Genomic DNA, 17,977 nt, shown 5'->3' on the forward strand with positions numbered 1-17,977 from the left:
CTTAGCCATTTACTCACTCCGTTCCTCTGCTTTGTTTCATTATAAACGGGTTTTATTTCTAGAAACAGAAATAACCCGAATAACGGGGCACTTTTTTATAAGTGTCCATTATTCGGGTTACAGTTCAACGTAGATAGGCTTTTTCTTTATTTAGAACCATTTCCACATCCATTTAAAAACAAATGTGTCATCTTTCGATTTTATTCTTCCTGAGCAGGATCTACATAATGAATCAAGAAGAGATATCATTGATGAGATATTTATATTGAAAGGAAGGTAAGTCAATTGACCCCAATCTTAAATCAAATTAGTGCGGTCTTTATTCCTGTAAAAAACATTGAGGATGCAAAAGAATGGTACTGTGATTTACTAGGTCTAGAGGCAGATGGCGACATTATCGCTGGACATCTTTATATTGTCCCTATGAATGGTACTGGACTTGTTCTTGACAGTAAAATATATTCAGATGAAACCATATTCCAAACACCTGCATTTCATTTTGATACGAAAGACATTGAAACTGCCTATACTTTTATGAAAGAAAAAGGGATTGAACTTGTGACAGAGATTGAAAACGGGCATTGGTTTAATTTTAAAGACCCCGACGGAAATGTATTAATGATTTGTGAGTGATATTAATTATAGTGAGAGAAGAGGCGTACACCGTGAGAAAAAGGGGAGTGATCGGAGCATTTCTTCTTTTGGTAGCATGCTCTAGCAATGAACCTAACGATCGTTCTAATGAGCGTGTAGCAGAGGAGAATCTTGCCGGGGAATTTATAGAAAATTTGGATGTTCCGTGGGAAATCACACGATCTGAAGGAACATTTTATCTAACTGAACGTTCTGGCATGATGGCAAACGTTACGAATCGTTTGGAACGGCAGTCTCTACAACTTTCAAAAGCGATTCATAGCGAAGGAGAGGGAGGTCTATTAGGTCTTGCCCTATCAGAAGACTTTCAAGAATCGCAAACAGCTTTTCTCTATTACACTTATCTAGAAGATGGCAAAACACTGAATAGGGTAGTTAAGGTTCAATTAAAAGAAGGCGTGTGGACAGAAACTGCTGCGCTTCTTGATAAAATACCAGGGTCACAATTTCATAATGGTGGCAGAGTGAAATTAGGACCTGATGGCATGCTTTATATTACAACTGGCGATGCTGGTGAACCAGAACTAGCTCAAAATAAAGAAAGTTTGGCGGGTAAAATTCTTCGTATGGATGTACAGGGGAACGTTCCAGAAGACAACCCATTTAAAGGCTCCTATGTGTACTCGTATGGACATCGAAATCCGCAAGGGCTTACCTGGAATGATGAAGGACAGCTTTTTAGCTCTGAGCATGGGCAGTCTGGACATGATGAAATTAATCAAATTGATGCAGGCAATAATTATGGCTGGCCTGTGATTGAAGGTGATGAAGTTGCAGATGGGATGACGCAGCCTCTTTATCATTCTGGTACCGACACATGGGCTCCATCAGGAATGGTTTTTTTGAATGATCAGTTGTATGTCGCTTGCTTACGAGGTGAGGCGATTCGATCGTTTCAGCTTAGAGGACAGGGGACAACAATTGTGAAAGATGGAATTGGACGAGTTCGATCTTTATTTTTAGATGAGGAATACTTATATGCGATCACGAATAATAAAGATGGTCGAGGAGAACCGGTTAAGGAGGATGATCGGATAATAAAGCTTATTATCGATAATTAATCCCTGTATAGCTTGAAAAGGAAAGGCCCTGTGAAATTGTTCTCACAGGACCTTTATTTATATTCATTTAGTATGCTAAGGCAAACAAACCTTTAATGTGTGAAAGGTAACGAACGTTACTTGCTTCTTTCATCACAGATGCAGGAAGTCCTTTAAGAGAGGTTGAGTTACCTCCGATTTGAGCAACTGCATCCTTACGACCAAGACTTGCTAATGTACCTGAGTTAACAGGTTCAAATTCTTTGTAGTCTTTATCATAAAGGTAAGCATATAAGTTATACCCGATAAGGTCACCCATCTGCCATGCGATTTGAGCCGTAGGTGGTTGTGGGCGCTCATCTCCTGGTTTGAAGTAAACCGCACTGTCTCCAGCTACGAACACATTCTCATGTGAAGTGGATTGAAGGTAATTGTTCACCGTTGCACGGCCGCGATTGACTTCAATACCGCTTTCGCCAACGAGCGGGTTACCTTGAACGCCACCTGTCCAAACGAATGTGTTTGTTACGATCTTTTGACCGTCTTTTAATTCAACGACGTTACCTTCAACATTTGTAACAGGAAGGTTTGTTAGGAACTCAACGCCGCGCTTTTCAAGACTCGTCATTGCACGGTTAATCAATTCGTCTGGAAGCATTGGAAGAATTTTAGGCATTGCTTCAACAAGCTTCAATTTAATTTTAGCAGGATCTACGCCGTATTTACGAGCAAGCTTCGGTGTTTCATCCGCTAGTTCGCCTACGAGCTCAGTTCCAGTCAAACCGCCACCGCCAATAAGAATGGTAGCGTCCGCTTTGTCACCTGATGCTGCAAAGCTCTTAATGCGTTCTTCCACATGAGCGTGGATACGGTTTGCATCTTCAGCAGACTTCAACACCATGCTGTTTTCTTCAAGTCCTGGAATGCCGAAGTAAGCTGTTTTACTTCCAAGTGCTACGACCAATGCATCGTAAGAAAGGGTAGAGCCATCAGAAAGCTTCACTTCTTTGTTATCAACAGAAAATGAATCAACCGTTGCAACTTTAAGGTTGATGTCGTTTCCTTTTAATAACTTATCGAGTGGAAGTGCTGCAGCATCAGTAGAGATGTTACCAGCAGCTAGACGGTGCAATTCTGTAATGATTTGGTGTGTTGGTGTTTTGTTGATTAATGTAACAGTTGCTTCTGATTCATTTAAGTATTGACGTACGGATAAAGCAGAAAGAAGCCCACCATAACCTGCGCCCAAAATGACTATTTGTTTTGACATGATTGTTCCTCCATTTCTAGCAGATCAGTATTATTTTTGGTTACTTTTTTCGCCTGAAACTTTAAGATAGGCATTTACAAATCTGAAAAGTTTTTGAGCTTGTGGATCTTTGAGCATTTTCAAAAGTCCGAAAAGGCCAATCACTTCAGAGCTTTTTTCTGCTTCATCCTTGGCTTCAATGGCATTTGCAGCAACGTCTTTAACAGAATTTTTGACAGGGTGTAGAATTTCAGACATGAATTCGACAGTGTCATTCTTTAATACATCATCTGTTGCGAGCGCTTGTACGGTATCATATGATTTAGACATCATGTTGACAAGTTCTGTTACTTTAGGTAGTTCCTTTACAAGTACGCTTAGTGACTCCTGAACTTTAGGATCTAAAAGCTGATCAAGCAGTTCGCGCTCGTCTTGAGTTGGAACACGTTTTTCGCCTGTTTCGGTTGTGATTGATTCTGACATAGTCACTTCTCCTTCTTTTAAGCAATTACGCTTGTTTGTTCTATCATAAGGCAAAACCATGTTAAGGTATTCAAAAGCCTGATTATATGTAAAAGGCACTAATCAAGCGACAGAAGAAAATTGGGACGTAACTCATTGTGTTTTTCTTTTTAAAGTGTCCATCATCCAGTTATCTTTTATACCTACTCTAATAGGTTAAATTATCCTTGAGTGAATTTCAATGCATAGCCTTTCACTTAACCGCTTACATCAATAAATTCGTTAAAATAATTGATAGTACTGGATTTTTCATGTGGATAAATGGAGGAAAAAGTAAGAAATGGGAGATGAAATTATGGAGATACAGGAAATTAAAAAGCAATTATTCAACTTAGAGAAGGAGTTACTTACACCTCAAGTGAGGAAAAACTCCGTTATGTTAAAGGAGGTACTTTCAGCTGATTTTTTTGAGTTCGGAAGTTCGGGGACGATTTGGAGTAAAAAGGATGTTGTGGAAGCAGGTCTTTCTCTAAGAGAAATGACGTTATCTGAATTTGCCATTCATCCTTTAGCAGAAGACGTGATGCTTGTTACATATCGCGTTCATGATAGAACAAGAAATCAACATACGCTACGAAGTTCAATTTGGAGAAAAAAAGAGCATCAATGGCAACTGTTCTTTCATCAGGGCACAATAGCTACCTAATGAACTTACTAAATTTATCTTTTTTCAATTATGAAGATAAATCTAATATTCTTTGAATAGTTTACAATAATATTATTATGTATCTTATGGATCGTATTATGAATAATTAAGCGCAAGTAGAGACTTCGAAAAAACAAAGGAAGCTTCCTATTTATGATGTTAAAGCTAGTAGCTTTGCTTAATTAAGCGCGTTTAAAAGCACCTTGTGATATAGAAAAGACAGATGAAAGTTAACTTTCATCTGTCTAATAAATGATGCCTACTTGAAAATACCAAAAGGTTTTCCAATAGGAAGTGTCACCTTGCCGAAATGGGTATTTAATACGCTAGCCGCTGAACCATAGAAGCTTAAGATGGCAATGCAGAACTCAGCAATGGCAGCTAAGAAGTGCATGCCTTCAGGGAAGATTCCTAAAGTAGAGAATGTAAGTCCGATAAATAAAAAATCAATAAAAACAAAAATAAAGAAAAGAACTTTATGTGTTTCCATCGCACCTACTGTCATAAAGATGCTGAAGATCAAATATCCGATATATGCAATGCCTAATTGTTTTGGATCAACCGCGGCCGCTGCTGCATCGCCAAAGACACCAAATTGTATTAACCAGGATGTACCGACACCTAGCCAAAATAGTCCAAATGCTGCAAAGGCAGTGGTTCCAAACGTGTTATTGTGTTTCGCATCGAGGAAACTTGCAATAAGCTGAGCAATTCCTCCGAGAAAAATCGCCCATGGTAGAACAAAGGATACGCCATCTGTCCAACCTAGTTTCGCTGATGATGCTACGAGCGTAACCATTGCCAGACCAAACAGTCCAATAGCTGATGGATCTGCTGTTACCATTTGCACGTGCTTTGTGTTTTGTGTTTGATTCATGATGAGACCTCCTATTAAACATACTTGATCAATTTACGTGAAAATGAGACCACTTGCAATAGGAAAATGGATCATCGAGATAAGAAACCACCTACTCTTGAAAAGAAAACCGTTGTGAGTATTCGTTTGATATCGTTTCCAAAAGAAATAGAAAACTTTTTATTGCGAACGGTTAAAGCGTGAAGCAAACTGATTGAAAGTATCTTTTACTGAATTTTTTCATCTTTCTGTACTATAATGCTTTAATTCAATACTGTTTGGCAGTACAATAGATAAATAGTGAGCTGCCTTCAAGTGGAAGGAGCGAAAGTTGTCTTAATTATTTTAATCGTAAGGAGTCCTGGCCATGAGTACTGACTTAGAAATTGTGAAAAGTACGAATTTAAAAGCGAAACCTGAAAAGGATCAAATCCCATTTGGAAGAACATTCACTGATCACATGTTTGTAATGGATTATGAAACCGATAAAGGGTGGTTTGAACCACGCATCATCCCATACGAGCCGGTTACACTAGATCCCGCTGCAATGATTTTTCATTATGGTCAAACTGTTTTTGAAGGATTAAAAGCCTACCGTACTGACGATCGAATCCTTTTGTTTAGACCTGAGAAAAATTTGCAACGTTTGAATCTGTCAAGTGATCGATTGAGCATTCCTCCAATTGACGAGGAACGTGTGATGGGTTACTTAAAAGAATTGATTCACCTTGAGCAAGATTGGGTTCCATCAACGCCGGGAACATCGCTTTATGTCCGCCCGTATATTATTGCAACGGAGCCAAATTTATCTGTTGCACCTTCCAATACGTACAAATTAATGATCATTCTTTCACCAGTTGGCTCTTATTTTTCTGGTGGCTTAACACCGGTGAAAATCAGCGTTGAAGATAAATTCACTAGAGCCGTCAAAGGCGGAACTGGAATGGCGAAAACGGCTGGAAACTATTCTTCCGCTTACCAGGCACAAGCCAAAGCCTATAAAGATGGAAATGCAGATGTTCTTTGGCTTGACGGCGTAGAAAAGCGTTATATTGAAGAAGTGGGAAGTATGAATATCTTCTTTAAGATAAATGGAGAAGTGATCACCCCTGAATTAAACGGTAGCATTTTACACGGCATTACACGAATGTCAGTTATTGAGTTGTTAAAGAAGTGGGATATCCCTGTAACTGAGCGAAAAGTGTCAATCGAAGAACTTTATGAGCTATCTCAAAAAGGACAGCTTGAAGAAGCGTTTGGAACTGGAACCGCAGCCGTCATCTCACCGGTAGGAGAACTGAACTGGCAAGGTAAGAAAATGGTCATCAATGATCATGAAATTGGAGAACTTTCTCAGAAGTTGTATGACACCATTACAGGGATCCAAACAGGAAAATTAGAAGATACACAAAATTGGACAGTATCTGTAAAATAGCAAAAAAAAGGCTCTCTCATTTATTTGAGAGAGCTTTTTCTATGGTTTAAGAAGGAGATGCTCTGCGTTTTCTTTATATCCGCTCATGTTTGTTTCGTGATAACGTCCATTTACCCAATCATCAATTTGGTTATCGTACCATTTGCTCCATACGTAGCCGGATTGACCGGGGGATATGACATTATAGCTTGTTTCCATATGAGCTAAATCCGTGATACCTCTCCACGGGGCCCCGTGATTAACCGTGCCGGTTGATGAGTTCCAACCTGCAGCGCCAACCGTTACGCGACTACCGCCCATGGCATTCACTTCAGGATTGAAGAGAAGATTTAAGGGCTTGATCGCACCGAGAGGATGTTCAAAAGGCACAGAGTGGAACGTGCCCCACACCCATTTTTCTGGTGCATGTCCTTGTAAGGAAACAGCGCGTTCAACGGCAGCTTGGTAAGATTTTGTTACGACAGATTGAAATCCTCCAGAATTCTCCATCCAGGGTCCTTTTTCCCCATTGGCTGCTCTTCTAATTAGCTGATCAATCACTTGACTTTTCCCATCAAAAAGCGGCATCATTTCTTTGTCAATTTTTCCATCAAATAGCACTTTATCCATTTCTACTAACCATAAATGAAAGAGAAGAGGAGCGGCTTCATCTCTACCATCCATATAGTTCCACTCTTGAAGAAGCGAGAGTGCGTCTTTTTCAATAGAGGTTAAGTTCTCACTGTTGAGTTCCTTCGTTAACAGAGGAGTAAGCTCTTTTCCTTGCAAATTCATGAAATCATTTTGAAGATTCATCATATCCTTGGCCACTAGGTTATCACCGGCAATCAATACTTCTCGAATGCGATTCTGACGATAAGGTTGGGCCCACGTATGGGTAATGTGGTAAGGGTAGTCATCTGTGGTGATTTTATTATTTGCGGTAGAAATGAACCCTTCATCCGGATTGACGATTGTCGGAAGTTCTTCCCAGGGAATATAACCTTCCCATTCATAGTCATCGTTCCAGCCTGGAACTGGGACCATGCTATCTCCATTTTTACGAATCGGAATGAGTCCATTTGCTCGGTAAGCAATTGTTCCGTCAGTGGAAGCAAATACAAAATTTTGAGCTGGCGTGTGAAAAGAAGTTAGCGCTTCCTTAAATTCTTCCCAGTTCGACGCTTGATCAAATTTAAGAACCGCTTCTAATTCGGTTGAAGGATCTAGGGCAGTCCATCTAAGGGATAAAGCCGTATCCGGTTGTTCGTCATGGGCAAATTCAGAGAGAATAGGACCATGTCGTGTAATGACAACTTCATATGGTATCGGTTCACTGTCTTTTACAGGAATGCTTTCATCAAGAACTTCTGCTTCTTCCCACTGATCATTGTACTGAAATTCAGTAGGGTTATCAGGATTTCGTTTTTCAATATAGAGGTCCTGAACATCAGGTCCTACATTTGTAACTCCCCAGGCGATCGAGTCGTTTCTTCCCACGATAATACCAGGAACGCCGGCAAAAATAACCCCGCTGACATGAAAGTCAGGAGAATTTAAATGTGTTTCGTACCAGATAGGAGGTGTACCAAGCCCAAGATGTGGATCGTTGGCTAAAAGTGGCTTTCCAGAAGCGGTTTTTTCGCCAGATACGACCCAGTTATTACTTCCGTTAAATGGATCTGGGATGACCGCATTAGCAAAACTTTTTGAGATATCTAACTGACTTTCTTTTATTTCTTGAATAACAGTGGACCCATCTTCAGGGTAACTAGGGAACAAATCCATTGCCTCTTCTTCAGAGAAGTTCTGAAGTAGATAGTAACGAAAAGCTTGACCTTCCCAATGTCCGCCTAAATCAAATGCCATGTACTTACCAATGGTGAGAGAATCAATAGGTGTCCATTCATTTGGTTCATATCCAGCAAGTGTAAATTCAATCGGCAGTGTATTTTTCGATTTTGCTTGAGATATATAAGCATTAACCCCGTCTGCATACCATTCTAATAGTTGCTTCGCCTCATCAGAGTAGGCAGAATAGGAATTTTCTGCTGCCCTTCTTAAGCCAAGCGTCCGAAAAAACTTATCTTTGTCAATTGTTGACTCACCAATCACTTCACTAAGTGTGCCGGATGCTTGACGACGACTTAGGTCCATTTGAAACATACGATCCTGAGCTGTTACAAATCCTTGAGCCATAAATAAATCCTTTGTTGAGTTAGCCTCAATATGGGGGGTACCTGACTGATCCCGATAAATGGAAACAGAACCTTCTAATCCTGATAAAGTGATTTCCCCATTTGTTTCAGGAGCTGTTCTTTGAACAAACCAAAAGCTAATGGCTAACGCGAGAATGATTAGCAATAAAGTAATGCTAGTAGCGTAATAGGGCCATTTTTTCTTTTTCAACTTAGGGTGTTTTACAGGTGTGACAACCGTGCTCATAACTTCCCCCATTTCTTTTTAACTATATATTACCATAATTATCTTTTTTGGTAGCGCTTTCTTAAGGTGCTTTTATCCGCAAAGAAGCTGTCGGCATAAATGACTTTTGAATGATCTAAACACGCCAAGATTCGAGAAATGCACAAATTCCATTTCAAAACATTACATCAAACGAGTGCTTTTGTAGATTAGCACGATTTCCTGAGAATCTCTGACTCTTTTTAAGAACCTTTGTCATCTTGCAGGAAAATAGATAGCTCGCCATGGAATAACTTTATTAAATCAACGGGGAGGAATGATGAAAATGAATAATACAATGATGATCTCCAGGGTGGCTTCCATGTTGAATGTGTCTCGTCATACATTGAAATTATGGGAAGAGCAGTTTGCACCATTTCTAACGATTCCACGTGATGAAAACAACGCTCGTACGTATACAATTGGCGATATTGAAGTCCTTCAGTTAATTAAAAACATGAAAGAAAGTCATGCGGCCGATGAAGTGATTATTAATACGTTAGAACTTCAGGGAAAAGAAGCAGAAAAAACGCCGCCTAGCGAGCCTATTGATCAGGTGGATATTCAAACTTCCTTATCTAAAATCGTTTCTTTTGTTGAATCAGAAGAAGTAAAAAAACTTCTTAGCATGGATGAAACCGTTAAGCGATTAGAAAAGGATATCGTTCATCAAGTTCATGAAATTGTTCATGAAGAAATTGCCACTGCATCCGATGCACATGCATCCATTAACCAAATGGAGCTTAGTGCTATTGGTAAAAAAATCGATCACCTTGCTGAAGTTTCAGTCGACGAACGTGAATTTTATCAATTTGAAGTAACCAAAGAAAGACAAATTGCAGATGAACAGATGTCAGCTCGAGAAGAAAGGTTAATGGCCGTTGTGCAAGATCGTTTCAGGGATGAAAGCAGAGCACATGATCCGAAGTGGGGGGTTACGAAAATCAAAAATATTTTCGGGTTTGCTAAATAATGAAGTAGAGTAGAGAGAAATTCGAATGGGGGAAGATGAATGGATCAAGCGAAAGTGATGTTTTCCATAATCAGTCTCCTCGTTGCTGCAACATTCGCGGCTCTCTATATTTATATTTTCTCACTACACACCGAAGTAAATGGAACTAAGGTGAAGGGGGAAGAACATCTCGTATCTGCCGCTACTTTTCCAGCAGAGTACGAGCATGTAGAAGATTTTGTTGCGGATTTTCATGAATTTTACAATCGAACAACGGGCTACGGTATGATTGACCGTCCAATGGATTTAGAAGCACAAGAGCGTCAAGCAACTGCTGCTGTAGCCTATATTGATGTGTTTATAGAAAATGGGGTAGTGCATGAAGATCTCAAAAAAGATTTATTATCGATAAAGGAACTTTCTAACCAATCCCTCACGAAAACGGAGATTCGTGCACTTCATCGGTACTTTCATGATCTCGACAAAGCCCTGAATCACTATGACCATGAGGATACGTTTGGGGTTACCGAAACCTATGGGGAGCAATAAGGTGGAAACGTTCTTTGGTTTCGCATAAACAAAAGCGATATCTACAGTGATGAGATATCGCTTTTGTGACGTTAAAACAACGTTTCTTTCTATATGAATGGGGAGGGGATTGTGATTAAGACAAAAACAAAATTCGTCCTGCTTGCTCTAGCAACGGCTGGTAGTCTTGCCATTACTATTTATGTCCTTGTTTCCATTAACGAACGTGCTATTTCAACAAGTAGCGATTGGATTACTCCAGTTTTAGTGGAACGGCATGTTTACACAAAAGAAGAAATAGATGAAATTGAATCTAGAGTATCGGCGAATCCTGAAAATGTAAATGCGTTTGTTGCTTCGACCCATGCTTTTTACAATCAAACGACTGGTTTTGGTGAAATCTCAAAGCTTAATCATAATGATCAAACCGAAAAAGCGATTGAAATTGTATCAGTTGTAAATGTATATAAAGAAGAGGAAAAAGGGAAGATCAACGAAGATTTGCGAGATATCAAGGCCATTGCCTTACAATATATTGAGGATGGTAAGACAGGAGATGTTCAAAAGTTGCATCGTTATTTCCACGACCTGGATATTGGATTGAATGGATATGATGCATACGATAAGGTGTGGGGCGTTACAGCTGTTCTTGGTAATGGTGAATAACGAAAACTAATGATCGTGATAAGGATCATTGCTACTTAGCAAGTCCTTTTTTTGTTTTTAAAAAAGGGTGACAAAGATAAATATTGAGGTTTTAAATACATTTTGACAAAATGAAAGAGGATAACAATCAAAAAACTAAGAGTGGAAACAAATAAGAAATAGAGGAAGTCGAGGCAAATGGCTCATGTATAAACTAGTTATTGGAGATCGTGACACTCAGGAGCTGACCGGATTAAGATGGTTAATTTCAAAGTATTCCTTTCCTATTTCTATAGTAGAAACGGTTAGTGAGTTAGCAGAGATTATGAGGGTTTTAGAAAAAGAATTACCTGATATCCTTTTCATTGAATTGGACATGATCCCACGGGATAAATGGACTCTTATGAAAACATTTATTGATCGTTACTCTACAGAAGTGATTGCAGTAACAGCTGAGCCAACTTTTGAAAGAGCCACAGAAGCAATTGAGATAGGGGCTTTAGACTTAATGGTGAAACCGTTATCACCACTTAAAATAAAAAACTCTCTTCAAAAAGCATGCAGAAATGTGTCAGATTTCAAAAGGAGAGAGAAAGGAGAAGAATCACGCCAAACATTGTGGTATAAATCCTTATTTATTGACGATGAACTAGCTTACCATGCTCCGGTCTACTTAATGAAAACGGAAGAAAGAGACGTTCTCAATGAGTTACGACACTTTATTGGTCAGTTTAATTTTTCATCTACTCCACTTGTTTTTTCAACAACAGATCGGATTGTAGTTGTTTTTGAGAAACAGATACCTGAACCAATACAACAGGCACGGCGGTTTTTACGAGAGTGGGAGCATATAAGTGAAGAGTCGATGGTTATTGCCGTTCATCAAGGGACGACGGATCATTCATTGCATCAAATTTATATGAAACTAAGAAAGGTAATGGAAGTCTCTTTTTTTACTGGATATCAACAAGTTCTTCAATCAAATAATGAAGAAGAATGGTATGACATCGATCCCTTTTTAACGTTAACGGAACAGCGTCACTGGATTTATATGCTAGAAGAAAGTCGAATGGATGAATTGAAAGGTTGGATGTATGAGCATTTTTACGGGATGAAACCCCCTTATCCAGAACCTGGGCTATTGCGAACGCGCTTAACGAGTATCCTGGCCCAAATAAGAAGATTTATGATTCGCAAAGGAAGGACTGATAAACATAGTGAAGTCTTATATAAAGAAGTGTTTGAATCGATTTTATACAGTCCCATTCTTTATCGGATCGTTCAGGATCTCATCTTATTCCTTACCCATCTTCTTAAGGTATCAGTCGACTTTCGTTCTGTTTCCAAAAGAAACGTCATTGAAGAAACCTTAACTTATATTGATGAGCATTATAGTGACCCGGCACTTAATTTAAAAGAAGTAGCTGACTATGTGTTACGCAATCCAGCTTACTTAAGTCACACGTTGACTCAAAATTACGGTCAATCATTTCGTGAAATAGTAGGTGAAACCCGGATCTATAAAGCAAAAGAGCTCCTCACCTCAACGGAAGAATCCATTCAAGCTATTGCAAGTCATGTAGGATTTAAAAGTCCGAATTACTTTAGTCGGGTTTTTAAAAAATCCACTGGTAAAACCCCCGGTGAATATCGAAAAGAGTGATAATGCAAATAAAATGGGTGAGGATAGACGGTAGTATCCTCACCCATTTATATAATGTTTCTTATTTTTTATTTACGGAAGCGTCGTAAATAGAATCCACCGCGCTCTGTAAAGCGTCATTAAATTCTTGCTCAGTCTGATTGGCATTTAGATCTGCCGCAAGCGCTCTTGAAAAGCTTGCAATAAGACCATGGTTTTCTTTTAGTTTCTCATTTGCTTCATCACGAGAATATCCACCTGACAGTGCTACGACACGCAACACGCGTGGATGCTCAATCAGTTCTTTATACGCATTTGCTCTTGTCGGAATCGTCAATTTAAGCATTACGTTTTGATCTTCTGATAAATCATTTAGCTGTTTAAGGATTTCTTCTCGTAAAATTTCTTCTGATTTTTCTTTGTTTTCACTATGAATGTTGACTTCAGGTTCAATAATTGGCATTAGATCAGCAGCAAGTATTCGCTTACCGATATCAAATTGCTGCTCAACAACCTTCTTAATACTGCTTTCATTTGGTTCATGAATCACTGAGCGCATTTTCGTACCGAAAATTTTTCGTTCACTTGCGCGACCAAGGGTTTCATCTAAATCGTGAATTGGTTTCATAAGCTGAACACCATTTTCTTGATCAGCTAGTCCTTTATCAACTTTTAGGAAAGGAACAATTCCCTTATCTGCTAAATAGTCGGCTGTATACTTGCCTTCTATTTCGCGATCCATAGTTTGTTCAAATAGAATAGCACCGAGTATTTTTTCACCACTAAACGCAGGTGAAGTAATGATTCTTGTTCGCATCTGATGAACGCGATCGAACATTTCGTCTTCGTTAGAGTAGGAATCTTCAGGAACACCATATTCTGCAAGAGCCTTTGGTGTACTACCACCACTCTGATCTAGCGCTGCAATAAATCCTGTTCCGTTTTTGATTTTGTCGAATTGATTGTTGTTCATGTTTTTCCACTCCTTTTGATTCTAATCTTCATTTTGGAACCATCTATACTCTTCCCATTATTCCATCAAAATTAACAACAAATTTTGTTTCGTTTCATAAATGAACTGCTCTTATTTATGAAAATGATCTCATCTATTCCCTTATTAAGTTTTAAAGAGTATGGATGTTCCTTTCTTTATCCCATCATATATACGCATTACCCATGTTCCTCTTCCTTCAATCATAAAATAGTTTGATTTTCTTTTCTAAAATAAAGACTATGAAAATTTTAGGTTTTATCAAGATAATCTTCTTATTTATCAATAAAATGCTATTATTCGAAATTCGGTAGTCTATATCGTTTCAGGATCAAATGCTACGCTTTTAATAAGAAATGATTGGAAAGGGTGACGTTGATGGCTGGTACAAAGGCAAACAAAGTAGAGCAGTATAGAGGCACCGTTCTGCATACGAAAGGATGGATACAGGAAGCGGCTTTACGAATGCTTAGTAATAATTTGCATCCTGATGTCGCGGAGAATCCAGAGGAACTTGTTGTCTATGGTGGAATTGGAAAAGCGGCGCGAAATTGGGAGTGCTATGAAGCCATTGTTCGTTCATTAAAGGAGCTTGAGGATGATGAAACGCTGTTGATTCAATCTGGAAAGCCTGTAGCGGTTTTCAAGACTCACAGAGACGCCCCCAAAGTACTGATTGCTAATTCGAATTTGGTGCCTGCCTGGGCAAATTGGGAGCACTTTCATGAACTGGATCGAAAAGGATTGATGATGTATGGACAAATGACGGCTGGGAGCTGGATTTACATTGGCAGTCAAGGAATTGTCCAGGGGACGTATGAGACTTTTGCTGAATGTGGGAAGCAGCATTTCAACGGTAGTTTAAGAAATACGATTACGTTAACAGCAGGCTTAGGAGGAATGGGCGGAGCACAACCACTCGCCGTGACGCTTAACGGCGGGGTATGTATTGCGATTGAAATGGATGAAAAAAGGATACAGCGTCGAATCGATACAAAGTATCTTGATACGTCAACTGATAGTCTTGAGCATGCAATTGAGTTGGCAAAGAAAGCTCGAAATAAAGGAAAAGCTCTTTCTATTGGTTTACTAGGTAATGCGGCAGAAATTTTACCTAAAATGATCGATTATCATTTTATCCCTGACATTTTGACGGATCAAACTTCTGCTCATGACCCTTTAAACGGCTATTATCCTATAAACCTGGATATAAAAGCGGCAGAAGAACTCCGTAGGGAGAAGCCGGATCAGTATACTAAATTAGCAAAACAAAGTATTGCCATACACGTTCAGGCAATGCTTGTGATGCAAAAGCAAGGAGCCGTGACATTTGATTACGGAAATAACATTCGGCAAGTTGCGAAAGATGAAGGTGTTCAAAACGCTTTTCATTTCCCTGGATTTGTACCGGCATATATCCGTCCACAGTTTTGCGAAGGAAAAGGTCCTTTTCGTTGGGTAGCTTTGTCAGGAGACCCAAAAGATATATATAAAACAGATGAAGTGATCTTAAATGAGTTTAGTGAAAACGAACACCTCTGTCATTGGATTCGTATGGCGCGCGAGAAAATTAGTTTTCAAGGACTTCCTTCTCGTATTTGTTGGCTTGGATATGGGGAGCGAGCAAAGTTTGGGAAAATCATAAATAACATGGTCGCAAACGGGGAATTAAGTGCTCCGATTGTGATTGGACGTGATCATCTTGACTCTGGCTCTGTCGCTTCGCCGAATCGAGAGACGGAAGCCATGAAAGATGGAAGCGATGCAGTTGCTGATTGGCCAATTCTAAATGCCCTGATTAATAGTGTCGGTGGGGCAAGTTGGGTAAGCGTTCACCATGGGGGTGGCGTTGGCATGGGTTACTCACTTCATGCAGGGATGGTTATTGTAGCTGACGGAACGAAAGAGGCGGAGCGTCGAATTGAGCGTGTGCTAACAACAGACCCTGGAATGGGTGTGGTGCGTCATGTTGACGCAGACTATGATTTAGCGAAGAAAACGGCAGAGGAGAAAGGCATTCATGTTCCGATGCTACGAAAGAAATAGGAGGTAGAGCGAGATGACTGCACGCTTATTAATCAAAAATGCGGCTCAGCTAATCACGATGTCGGGTTACTCGGAACGTCCAGCGATAAAAGAGGAAATGTCGCAAATAGGATTAATTGAGAATGGTGCTCTCTATATAGAAGACGGGATCATCATTGAAGTAGGATCATCAAAAAGAATAGTAGAAAAATACAAAGAGTTAACAGCGTCAACTGAACAAATGGATGCTACTGGTAAAGTAGTAGCTCCGGGCCTAATTGATCCCCATACGCACCTTGTTCATGCTGGAACGAGAGAAAATGAATACGCCATGCGGTTACAAGGGAAGACATATATGGAAATCATGGAAGCGGGCGGGGGTATTCATGCTACGACGCGTGCGACACAAGAAGCGAGTCATGAAGAGTTGTTCGAACAGTCGAGAAAACGTCTGAACCAATTTTTGTTGCACGGAGTAACAACAGTGGAAGCGAAAAGCGGTTACGGTCTCACGTTAGAACATGAAATAAAACAATTAGAAGTTGCCAAACAACTAAATGAATCGCATCCGATAGATGTAATTTCCACATTTATGGGTGCGCACGCTATTCCTTTATCAGAAAAGAGTAATCCCGAAGCGTTCGTGTCAAGAGTGATTTCAGACATGATTCCAGAAGTAGCCAATCGGAAGCTGGCAACATTTAACGACGTTTTTTGTGAACGAGGTGTTTTTACTCCGGATCAATCAAGGCGCATACTAGAAGCTGGAAAAGAATACGGACTTATTCCTAAACTTCACGCTGATGAGATTGAACCTTATGCAGGAGCGGAGTTGGCTGCGGAGGTTGGAGCCATCTCGGCTGATCACCTCCTTAGAGCATCAGAGCAGGGAATAAAAGACATGGCTGAAGCAGGTGTAATGGGAGTATTACTTCCAGGAACGGCATTTTTCCTAATGGCTGATTTTGCTCAAGGAAGAAAGATGATTGATGCTGGAGTGGGTGTTGCGCTATCTACGGATGCAAATCCTGGTTCATCTCCTACCCTTTCTCTTCCTTTTATCATGAACCTTGGATGCTTGAAAATGGGGATGACACCTGAAGAGGTATTAACTGCGACAACCATTAATGCTGCACATGCGATTGGCTGTGCGGATACTACAGGGAGTCTTGAAACTGGTAAAAAAGCGGACATTACAATATTTGATGTACCTAATTACCTTACTCTTTCCTATCAATATGGAATGAATCATGTCGACACTGTGATTAAAGGAGGAGTGACGCTGGTCGTAGGAGGACACCTTTTATGAGCGTATATCCATACCCAATGTTAAATCGCCCAACCATGATTTGGTCAAAGCAAACGGATGAACAACTTGATCTCACGGTGAATGAATGGATTGAAACGATAGGAGAATTAACGCCAAATTGGAAAGACTACGACATTACAATACTTGGCGTTCCCTTATCAAAGTCATCGATTAGTACATCCGCAGCAAGTGAGAATCCTGATGCGATGCGAAGAGCATGGCGTTCATTTCGTACGTATAATCTTGATGAAGACGTTGATTTAGCTCGTTTAAAAGCGATCGATCTTGGTGACGTGAAACAACATGTAACGGATATCGGGTTTACTCATGACCAAATTCAGCAGGCTATGGTCGCGATGAGAGAACATCATCCACATACCATACCTTTAACGCTTGGTGGAGATCATTCCATTACAGCAATGTTAATTAAAGGATGGAAGCAAGCGCATCGCAATGAGACGATTGGAATCTTGCAATTGGATACCCATTTTGATTTACGAAACTTTGCGGAAATAGGACCAGCAAATGGCACGCCAATACGACAAGTAATCGAAAGCCATATAGTTGAAGGAAACCATGTCCATAATATTGGGCTTCACGGTTTTTTTAATAGCTTAGCGTTGAAAAACTATGCTGATGAACACGGTGTTCATTACACGACGATGAAAACTGTAAGAACAAAAGGTATCCATCAGATCGTTCACGATGCGTTAGCTCAGCTTGAAGTTGCGGTTGACACGATATACTTAACGGTGGATATGGACGTTCTTGATATTTCTTGTAATCCTGCAGCACCAGCAGCGACTCCTGGCGGTATGAGAACAGAAGAGTTGTTTGAGGCTGTCCAGATAGCCGGGGAACATCCAAAAGTAAAAGCAATGGACCTCGTTTGCCTCGATCCTAGAAAAGATGTCGGTGAGCTTGGGGTGAAGAGTGCCGTTCATACGATGCTCTCATTTTTAACCGGAGTGTGTAAACGGAAAGAACGATCTTGACCAGAGACTTTGATAGCGCTTACAATAGAAAAAGATATTAGTTACG

The 17,977-nt window shown here is 40.0% G+C and carries 16 protein-coding genes; 11 read left to right on the forward strand and 5 right to left on the reverse strand.

Annotated features, from left to right (window positions below):
- Positions 1-285 precede the first annotated feature (285 nt).
- Positions 286-633, forward strand: a complete 348-nt coding sequence (locus PQ511_RS19160) for a VOC family protein (protein WP_273853555.1) — start codon at positions 286-288, stop codon at positions 631-633.
- 32 nt (positions 634-665) lie between these two features.
- Entirely contained in the window at positions 666-1,715 is a 1,050-nt protein-coding gene (locus PQ511_RS19165) for a PQQ-dependent sugar dehydrogenase (RefSeq protein ID WP_273853556.1), read from the forward strand.
- 67 nt (positions 1,716-1,782) lie between these two features.
- Here the strand turns inward: PQ511_RS19165 and PQ511_RS19170 are convergent, their stop codons facing one another.
- A complete protein-coding gene (locus PQ511_RS19170) occupies positions 1,783-2,964 on the reverse strand; it encodes an NAD(P)/FAD-dependent oxidoreductase (RefSeq protein WP_273853557.1) in 1,182 nt (393 codons plus the stop codon).
- Positions 2,965-2,994: 30 nt separating this feature from the next.
- On the reverse strand, positions 2,995-3,426 hold the full coding sequence (locus PQ511_RS19175) for a helical membrane plugin domain-containing protein (RefSeq protein WP_159782750.1): 432 nt from the start codon (positions 3,424-3,426) through the stop codon (positions 2,995-2,997).
- Positions 3,427-3,760: 334 nt separating this feature from the next.
- Here PQ511_RS19175 and PQ511_RS19180 point away from each other — a divergent pair, with 334 nt between their 5' ends.
- Positions 3,761-4,111 carry a nuclear transport factor 2 family protein gene (locus tag PQ511_RS19180; protein ID WP_273853558.1) on the forward strand — a complete coding sequence of 117 codons (351 nt, stop codon included), beginning with the start codon at positions 3,761-3,763 and terminating at the stop codon, positions 4,109-4,111.
- Positions 4,112-4,370: 259 nt separating this feature from the next.
- Here the strand turns inward: PQ511_RS19180 and PQ511_RS19185 are convergent, their stop codons facing one another.
- Positions 4,371-4,988, reverse strand: coding sequence for an acetate uptake transporter (locus PQ511_RS19185; RefSeq protein WP_420541739.1), 618 nt, complete (start codon positions 4,986-4,988; stop codon positions 4,371-4,373).
- Positions 4,989-5,334: 346 nt separating this feature from the next.
- Here PQ511_RS19185 and PQ511_RS19190 point away from each other — a divergent pair, with 346 nt between their 5' ends.
- Positions 5,335-6,402: a branched-chain amino acid aminotransferase gene (locus PQ511_RS19190; RefSeq protein ID WP_273853559.1), complete on the forward strand. Its 1,068-nt coding sequence runs from the start codon at positions 5,335-5,337 to the stop codon at positions 6,400-6,402.
- 39 nt (positions 6,403-6,441) lie between these two features.
- Here the strand turns inward: PQ511_RS19190 and PQ511_RS19195 are convergent, their stop codons facing one another.
- The gene (locus PQ511_RS19195) at positions 6,442-8,826 is read right to left on the reverse strand and encodes a penicillin acylase family protein (protein WP_273853560.1); all 2,385 of its coding nucleotides are present in this window, start codon (positions 8,824-8,826) and stop codon (positions 6,442-6,444) included.
- A gap of 304 nt (positions 8,827-9,130) precedes the next feature.
- Between PQ511_RS19195 and PQ511_RS19200 the strand changes: the two genes are divergently transcribed.
- From PQ511_RS19200 to PQ511_RS19215, 4 genes are all read left to right on the forward strand, one after another.
- Positions 9,131-9,817 (forward strand): MerR family transcriptional regulator, encoded by a 687-nt coding sequence (locus PQ511_RS19200; protein WP_273853561.1) that lies wholly within the window; start codon positions 9,131-9,133, stop codon positions 9,815-9,817.
- 39 nt (positions 9,818-9,856) lie between these two features.
- Positions 9,857-10,345: a hypothetical protein gene (locus PQ511_RS19205; protein ID WP_273853562.1), complete on the forward strand. Its 489-nt coding sequence runs from the start codon at positions 9,857-9,859 to the stop codon at positions 10,343-10,345.
- 111 nt (positions 10,346-10,456) lie between these two features.
- Positions 10,457-10,990, forward strand: a complete 534-nt coding sequence (locus PQ511_RS19210; protein WP_273853563.1) for a hypothetical protein — start codon at positions 10,457-10,459, stop codon at positions 10,988-10,990.
- Positions 10,991-11,174: 184 nt separating this feature from the next.
- Positions 11,175-12,632, forward strand: coding sequence for a helix-turn-helix domain-containing protein (locus tag PQ511_RS19215; protein ID WP_273853564.1), 1,458 nt, complete (start codon positions 11,175-11,177; stop codon positions 12,630-12,632).
- Positions 12,633-12,693: 61 nt separating this feature from the next.
- Here the strand turns inward: PQ511_RS19215 and PQ511_RS19220 are convergent, their stop codons facing one another.
- Entirely contained in the window at positions 12,694-13,584 is an 891-nt protein-coding gene (locus PQ511_RS19220) for a fructose bisphosphate aldolase (RefSeq protein WP_273853565.1), read from the reverse strand.
- A 396-nt stretch (positions 13,585-13,980) separates the two neighbouring features.
- On the opposite strand from PQ511_RS19220, the gene hutU reads away from it, so the two are divergent.
- Genes hutU through PQ511_RS19235 form a run of 3 tightly spaced genes read left to right on the forward strand, consistent with a single transcriptional unit; the run spans position 13,981 to position 17,931 of the window.
- On the forward strand, positions 13,981-15,648 hold the full coding sequence (gene hutU, locus PQ511_RS19225) for a urocanate hydratase (RefSeq protein WP_273853566.1): 1,668 nt from the start codon (positions 13,981-13,983) through the stop codon (positions 15,646-15,648).
- 13 nt (positions 15,649-15,661) lie between these two features.
- A complete protein-coding gene (hutI, locus tag PQ511_RS19230) occupies positions 15,662-16,936 on the forward strand; it encodes an imidazolonepropionase (protein ID WP_273853567.1) in 1,275 nt (424 codons plus the stop codon).
- A complete protein-coding gene (locus PQ511_RS19235; RefSeq protein ID WP_273853568.1) occupies positions 16,933-17,931 on the forward strand; it encodes an agmatinase family protein in 999 nt (332 codons plus the stop codon). Before hutI ends, PQ511_RS19235 begins: the two co-directional genes overlap by 4 nt.
- Positions 17,932-17,977 lie beyond the last annotated feature (46 nt).

Source organism: Guptibacillus spartinae, assembly GCF_028610625.1.
In the GTDB taxonomy this organism is placed as follows: domain Bacteria; phylum Bacillota; class Bacilli; order Bacillales; family Guptibacillaceae; genus Guptibacillus; species Guptibacillus spartinae.